Annotated in this window: 8 protein-coding genes; all 8 read left to right on the top strand. The window is 69.4% G+C overall.

The genetic code is table 11. From position 1 onward, the window contains the following. The first annotated feature begins 76 nt into the window (after positions 1 to 76). The 8 genes from AB0C36_RS24180 (at position 77) to AB0C36_RS24145 (ending at position 6,065) form a co-directional block, all read left to right on the top strand. On the top strand, positions 77 to 427 hold the full coding sequence (locus tag AB0C36_RS24180; RefSeq protein WP_358357279.1) for a hypothetical protein: 351 nt from the start codon (positions 77 to 79) through the stop codon (positions 425 to 427). A gap of 391 nt (positions 428 to 818) precedes the next feature. Further along, positions 819 to 1,475 (top strand): DUF4082 domain-containing protein, encoded by a 657-nt coding sequence (locus tag AB0C36_RS24175; protein ID WP_358357276.1) that lies wholly within the window; start codon positions 819 to 821, stop codon positions 1,473 to 1,475. A gap of 11 nt (positions 1,476 to 1,486) precedes the next feature. Then, positions 1,487 to 1,849: a hypothetical protein gene (locus AB0C36_RS24170; protein ID WP_358357275.1), complete on the top strand. Its 363-nt coding sequence runs from the start codon at positions 1,487 to 1,489 to the stop codon at positions 1,847 to 1,849. Positions 1,850 to 2,684: 835 nt separating this feature from the next. Beyond that, a complete protein-coding gene (locus tag AB0C36_RS24165) occupies positions 2,685 to 2,975 on the top strand; it encodes an HNH endonuclease (RefSeq protein ID WP_358357272.1) in 291 nt (96 codons plus the stop codon). Positions 2,976 to 3,350: 375 nt separating this feature from the next. After that, positions 3,351 to 3,791: a BT4734/BF3469 family protein gene (locus AB0C36_RS24160; protein ID WP_358357270.1), complete on the top strand. Its 441-nt coding sequence runs from the start codon at positions 3,351 to 3,353 to the stop codon at positions 3,789 to 3,791. A gap of 48 nt (positions 3,792 to 3,839) precedes the next feature. Next, a complete protein-coding gene (locus AB0C36_RS24155; protein ID WP_358357267.1) occupies positions 3,840 to 4,001 on the top strand; it encodes a hypothetical protein in 162 nt (53 codons plus the stop codon). Next, the gene (locus tag AB0C36_RS24150; RefSeq protein ID WP_358357266.1) at positions 3,998 to 4,456 is read left to right on the top strand and encodes a phage terminase small subunit; all 459 of its coding nucleotides are present in this window, start codon (positions 3,998 to 4,000) and stop codon (positions 4,454 to 4,456) included. Before AB0C36_RS24155 ends, AB0C36_RS24150 begins: the two co-directional genes overlap by 4 nt. Next, positions 4,437 to 6,065 (top strand): terminase large subunit domain-containing protein, encoded by a 1,629-nt coding sequence (locus tag AB0C36_RS24145; protein ID WP_358357264.1) that lies wholly within the window; start codon positions 4,437 to 4,439, stop codon positions 6,063 to 6,065. The genes AB0C36_RS24150 and AB0C36_RS24145 overlap by 20 nt, the downstream gene beginning before the upstream one ends. Positions 6,066 to 6,076 lie beyond the last annotated feature (11 nt).

Genomic DNA, 6,076 nt, shown 5'->3' with positions numbered 1-6,076 from the left:
AAGATGCTGACCGGCGTGATGTACCCGTACGCCGGGAAGATCGAGGTCCGCGGCCGCATCGGCGCGCTGATCGAGGATGCCCCACGACTTCACCGGCACCGCCCGCGGCGAAGTATGGCGACAGTCGTTCACCATCAAGCAGTCCGACGGCACCACACCCGAAGACATCACCGGCCGCGCAGTCGCCTTCATCCTCCGCACCGGCGACACCATCCACGCCGACATACACAACAGCGGCGGCACCAACGGCAGCATGCAAATCACCGGCGCCCAAGGCCAGATCATCGTCACCGTCACGCCAGACGGCACCGCAGACATCAACGTTGCAGCCGCCTGGGCCCTCTGGCTCGACCACGGCACCCCAGACGCCGACGCCGTCACCTGGGGCAAGTTCTACGTCGACGAGGTGGCGATACCCGATGCCTGAAGCACAGGTCGTCGTCATCCGCGAAGACGTACCCGTCGTCGTCTCCGGCAAGGGCACCCAAGGACCAGCCGGGCCCCAAGGCGACCCCGGGCCCGCAGGAGCAACAGGCGCACAAGGCCCGCCCGGGGCAACCGGAGCACAAGGGGCAGCCGGAGCCACAGGCGCAACCGGACCCAAGGGCGACACGGGCGACCAAGGGCCCCAGGGCGAGACCGGGCCAGCCGGCGCCACGGGCGCGCAGGGGTCCCAAGGCGACCCGGGTCCACAAGGAGAACAGGGCGACCCAGGCCCGCAAGGCGACACCGGGCCGCAAGGCGAGCAAGGACCCGCAGGAGCCACCGGAGCTACAGGAGCCACCGGTGCCACTGGGGCGACCGGGCCCGCAGGACAGATGCCCTGGCTCGGCGTCTGGTCCGACGCAACCACCTACAGTGCAGGCCAGCTCGTACGGCACAACAACATGCTGTACGTCGCCAAGCGCACCAACCTCGACGTCACCCCGCCCGTCAGCCTCGCAGGCGCCTACTCGTTCCGAGCGCCCACTCAGCCGACCACCAGCGTCAACAACGAGGAAGGCGACCTCGAACTCGCCATCCAGTTCAGCGTCGACGTCCCCGGCACCATCTCCGAGTTCAAGTTCTGGAAGGGCTCCACAGCCAACGGCGGCACGCACGTCGGCAGGCTGTGGCGCGTCTCCGACACCACCAAGCTCGCGGAGCAGAACTTCGCCGGGGAAACCAGCAGCGGATGGCAGGCACAAGCCATCAGCTCTCCGCCTGCGGTCGCAGCAGGCGTCACCTACCTCGTGTCTGTCCGGCACCCGCAGGCCCGCTACGGCAACACCGCCGGGCTGTTCGCGCTCGGGCCCATCACCGTCGGCGCCATCACCGCGACGAACTGCCGGTTCGGCACCACCCCCGGCAACATGCCCGACCAGACCCCCGGCGGCGGATTCGCCGGCCTGTACTACGGCATCGACTTCACGTTCGTACCCGACGACGACGGCCTCGACGACTGGGACATCGTGCTGCGCGGCATCGCCATCTGAACGGAGGCGCCGTGACCACCCCCACCACGCCGGCACAACGCGCCCTCCAACGCGTACGCGACCGCCACCCCGCCGGTGACGACGGCAACTGCACCGAATGCGGGAAGGCATGGCCGTGCCCCACCCTCGAAGACGTCGACGGCGACCCACCCGACGACCTCGTCGCCACCGCCATCAACCGGGCCCGCACCGTGATCACCGCGGCCGAAGCGCAGAAGCCCGCCACCGTCGCCGAGTTCAAGCGGCTCCTACGCGACGCCATCGACCCACCGCCGCCACAACCGCCGCCCGTCGAACCACCGCCACCCAGCGAACCGCCGCCAGGCGGCACCGGGCCAGGCAAGGAACCCGCTGTACCCAGGCCCGTGCGATGACGTGGGCCACTGGCAGGCGCGCGCAGCTACCCGGCAACTGGTCCAGCGTGATCGTCCCGCGCATCCGGCGCAGAGACCGCGACCAATGCCAGGTATGCGGCAGCACCGAGCGGCCCGAAGTCGACCACATCGGCGACCCCCACTGCCACGAAGACCACAACCTCCAAATCCTCTGCCACCGATGTCACGCGCGGAAGACCGCCACGCAGTCGGCAGCAGCACGACCCAGCACACGCAGGCCGCCCGAGCGACACCCCGGCCTGCGCTGAACACCCATAAGCCCCGCGGCTGATCCCCGCGGTCAGGAAGCCCCCGACGACTCCAGACGTCGGGGGCTTCCGCATGTCTGGAGAACCCCATGAAGACCTGCGCACACTGCGCCCAACCGCACACCAGGGCGCGTGCGAAGTACTGCTCGCCACTCTGCAAAGCCCGCGCCTACAACAAGGCCCGCTCGGCAGACGGAAGGCTCCGCGACTACACCAGACGGCCCGAAGTGCAAGCCCGGTTCGAAGCTTGGAAGCAAGCGAACGCTGGCCGATACAAGGTGGAGCGCACATGCGTGGTGTGCGGTACCACGTGGATGACCAAGGGCAAGAACGCCAAGTACTGCACACGTGCGTGCCAAGACGCGGCAGGTGTGTGTACTTGGACACTCCGCAGGCGGGCGGAGGTGCGTGCACAGCGCGCTGCGCGGGGAACCACAGGGACTACCTGGACGAGCGGAGCCTGCTGGCATTGCGGTGCGCAGTTCGTCGCACGCAAGTCCAAGGACACAGCCAAGTGGTGTTCCAGACAGTGCATGTACCTCGGCAGGTGGTACCGCCGACGCGCCATGCTTCAAGCCGCGTATGTCGAAGACGTCAACCGCTTCGCGGTGTTCGATCGCGACGACTGGAACTGCTACCTGTGCGATGGGGCCATTGATCAAGATGCAGTCGTGCCTCACCCGCAAGCGGCAACGATCGATCACGTCGTTGCCCTGGCGGTAGGCGGAGAGCACAGCATGGCGAACGTGCGTGCGGCCCACTTCCTGTGCAATGCGATCAAGGGCGACCGTACGATCAAGGGCTTGCTGACCCGGCCTGACCTGCTGGCCAACCAGGGGGTGGGCGGGGTCTCCTGATGCCCCCAACCGGAAGACCTTGGAATGCTGCCGCTCCGGTCGGCTACGGGTCACATGGGTCGGGGTCCTGGCGGGGCTGGGTGGCTGCCTGTGGGCGTAGCGGCCGGCTGCTGGTGTGGCGGGGTGCCCAGGGTGCCCGTGGCGGCGTGAACTGGCTTGCCAAGTGAGGCAGTTGTAACGCCTTGACCTGCTCTTTCGCGGTAGAATGGGTGCATGGAGACAAGGTCGTGCGAGCGCTGCGGAGACGCCCTTGCGAGTCGCACGCGCGTGGATGCCCGGTTCTGCTCGGGGCGTTGCCGGGTCGCGGCGCTGCGGGCTCGGCGCGTGGCCGGCGCGTGTCCCGTCCCGTGTGAGCTGACGTCGAAGGACCGCTGGGTGCGGTACTCGCCGAGGAAGATCCCGCTGCAATCGGCCGGCCGCGAGGTGGCGTCGTCGACGGACCGGTCTACCTGGTCCTCCTTCGCGGAGGCGTCGACGTCGACCCGCGGTGTGGGCATGGGCTTCGTTCTGGACGGCGACGGGATCGTCTGCGTCGACCTGGACCACTGCCTGACCGGCGGCCAACTCGCCCCCTGGGCTGAGCGGATCGTCGCGGCCGCGGGCGCTACGTACATCGAGGTGTCTCCGTCGGGGACGGGCGTGCACATCTGGGGCCGTGCCGAGTTGGTGCACGGCCGGGTGGTGCACCTTCCTGGCGGCGGCAAGGCCGAGGTCTATCCGAACGGCCGCTACATCACTGTGACTTCCCGGCCGTTCGGCGACACGCCTTCGGTGCTGGGTGACCTCTCCGGACTGGTCGGAGAGCTGATCGCGTAGCGCCTCCCGACACGGGATGCGCTGCATCCCGACACGGGAGGTATCACCATGTCCGGCTATCCGACCGAGCCTGCCGCGGATTTGCGGCAAATGGCGAGTCAGCTCCGGCAGATGTTCGTGGCCCTGATGAACGAGGGGTTCACGGAGAAGCAGGCGCTGGTCATCATCGGCCAGTGCATCGCGGCTGGCACGGCCCAGGGCGGTGCATGATGCCCGGTCGCGGCCCGGCTCCGAAGGATCCGAAGAAGCGGGCGCGTACGAACGCGGACCCGATTCCGCAGACGGTGCTCCGGTTCGAGCATGCCGACCCGCCTCCACTGCCGGACGACTTGGCATGCCGGCCGATGGTGGTGCGCTGGTGGGACACGTGGGTGTCGTCGCCGCAGGCGGAGCACTTCTCGTCCACGGACTGGCTGTTCCTGGTGGATACGGCGTACATCGCGAAGGCGTTCTACGACGGCGACCTGAAGCAGGCCCCGGAGCTCAGGCTGCGGGTGGCGAAGCTCGGGGCGACGATGGAGGACCGCGCCCGGCTGCGGCTGGTGTTCGCGGAGGCGGACGAGAAGGACGCGAAGCGTCCGGCGGCTGCGCCCTCGAGGGAGCGGTACGCGGACCTGCGGGTCCTGCCTGGGGCCGGGGCTTCCGGTGCCGTGGCGGGGGCCTGAGTACCCCGGCGAGCTCCCCACCCTCGGCTGGCAGATCCTCGACTGGTTCGGCGAAATGCTCGCCGCTCCGGACCGGGCCTGGTTCGAGCCGCTGGTTCTGACGCGCGAGCAGGCGCAGTTCGTCCTGGACTTCTATGTGATCGACCCGCGGACCGGCCGCCGCCGGTACCGCCGCGGGGTGCTGTCACGGCCGAAGGGCTGGGGCAAGTCGCCGATCCTGGCGGCGATCGCATGCGCCGAGGCTCTGGCCCCGGTGGTTCCGGACGGGTGGGACGCGCACGGGGAGCCGGTGGGCCGGCCGTGGTCGGACCTGCGGACGCCGTGGGTGCAGATCGCCGCGGTCAGCGAGGACCAGACGAAGAACGCGTGGTCGCCGCTGCTGGACATGCTGCGCGAGGGCCCGGTGCTGGGTGCGTATCCGGGGCTGGAGCCGATGGAGACGTTCGTCGCGCTGCCGAAGGGCCGCATCGAACCGGTCACCTCGAGCGCGAGTTCGCGTGAGGGCAACCGGCCGGTCTTCGCGCTGCTGGACCAGACGGAGGAGTGGAAGCCGGGCAACGGCGGCGTGCGTCTCGCTGCGGTGATGCGCCGCAACCTGGGCAAGACGAACGGCACGTCGATCGAGGCGCCGAACGCGTACGTGCCGGGTGACGAGTCGGTGGCCGAATCGTCGGCGGAGTACTGGCTGCGGATCAAGGAAGGCCGGGCGAAGGACGACGGCCTGCTGTACGACCACCGGGAGTGGCCGGCGGAGACGGACATGTCCGACCGGGATTCGCTGATTGCCGGGTTGGCGGTGGCGTACGGGGATTCCGCGGCGCCGGCCGGCGGCTGGGTGGACTTGGAGCGGATCGCGGCGGAGGTGTGGGACCCGGCGACGGACCCGCAGGACGCGCGCCGCTACTACGGCAACCAGATCACGCACGCGTCGGATCAGTGGATCTCCCAGCCGGAGTGGTCGGGTTGCGCGAACGCGGCGAAGATCGTCGCGGACGGCGACGTGATCACGCTGGGGTTCGACGGGTCGCGGAAGCGGAACCGGGGCGTGACGGACGCGACGGCGCTGGTCGGCTGCCGCGTCTCGGACGGGCACCTGTTCGTCCTGGGCTGCTGGGAGCAGCCGGACGGCCCGGCGGGCGAGAACTGGTCGGTGCCGGTGCCGGAGGTGCTGGCCACGGTCGCTGAGGCGTTCGCCCGGTACCGCGTGGTCGGGTTCTTCGCGGACCCGGCGAAGTGGGAGGGCCACGTCGCCGACTGGGAAGCGCAGTGGGGCGCCGGCTTGACGGTGAAGGCCACCGTGAACCATCCGATCGAGTGGTGGATGACGGGCGGCCGGTCGATCCTCATCGTCCGCGCGCTGGAGAAGTTCCACAGCGCGGTCGTCGAACGAGAACTGACGCACGACGGGTCGTCGGTACTGGCCCGGCACGCGCTGAACGCTCGGCGGCGGACGTCGAAGAGTGGCCTGCAGATCGCCAAGGAGCATCCGGACTCGCCCCGCAAGATCGACGCGATCGTTGCGTCGGTCCTGGCGTGGCAGGCACGGCTGGATGCGGTCGCCAAGGGCGCCGCCGTACCGCAGGAACCCGCGATGGGCTGGACCTTCTGACGGATCGGGGG

It is taken from the genome of Streptodolium elevatio (genome assembly GCF_040649515.1).
GTDB classification, from domain to species: domain Bacteria; phylum Actinomycetota; class Actinomycetes; order Streptomycetales; family Streptomycetaceae; genus Yinghuangia; species Yinghuangia elevatio.
The sequence above is the reverse complement of the archived record's forward strand: the minus strand, read 5'-3'. Positions and strand labels throughout refer to the sequence as shown.

Bases quoted from the DNA above. Each gene is read 5' to 3' on its own strand.
- AB0C36_RS24165 (WP_358357272.1), top strand. From the start codon at position 2,685: ATGCTTCAAGCCGCGTATGTCGAAGACGTCAACCGCTTCGCGGTGTTC.
- AB0C36_RS24175 (WP_358357276.1), top strand. From the start codon at position 819: ATGCCCTGGCTCGGCGTCTGGTCCGACGCAACCACCTACAGTGCAGGC.
- AB0C36_RS24155 (WP_358357267.1), top strand. From the start codon at position 3,840: ATGTCCGGCTATCCGACCGAGCCTGCCGCGGATTTGCGGCAAATGGCG.
- AB0C36_RS24150 (WP_358357266.1), top strand. From the start codon at position 3,998: ATGATGCCCGGTCGCGGCCCGGCTCCGAAGGATCCGAAGAAGCGGGCG.
- AB0C36_RS24180 (WP_358357279.1), top strand. From the start codon at position 77: ATGCCCCACGACTTCACCGGCACCGCCCGCGGCGAAGTATGGCGACAG.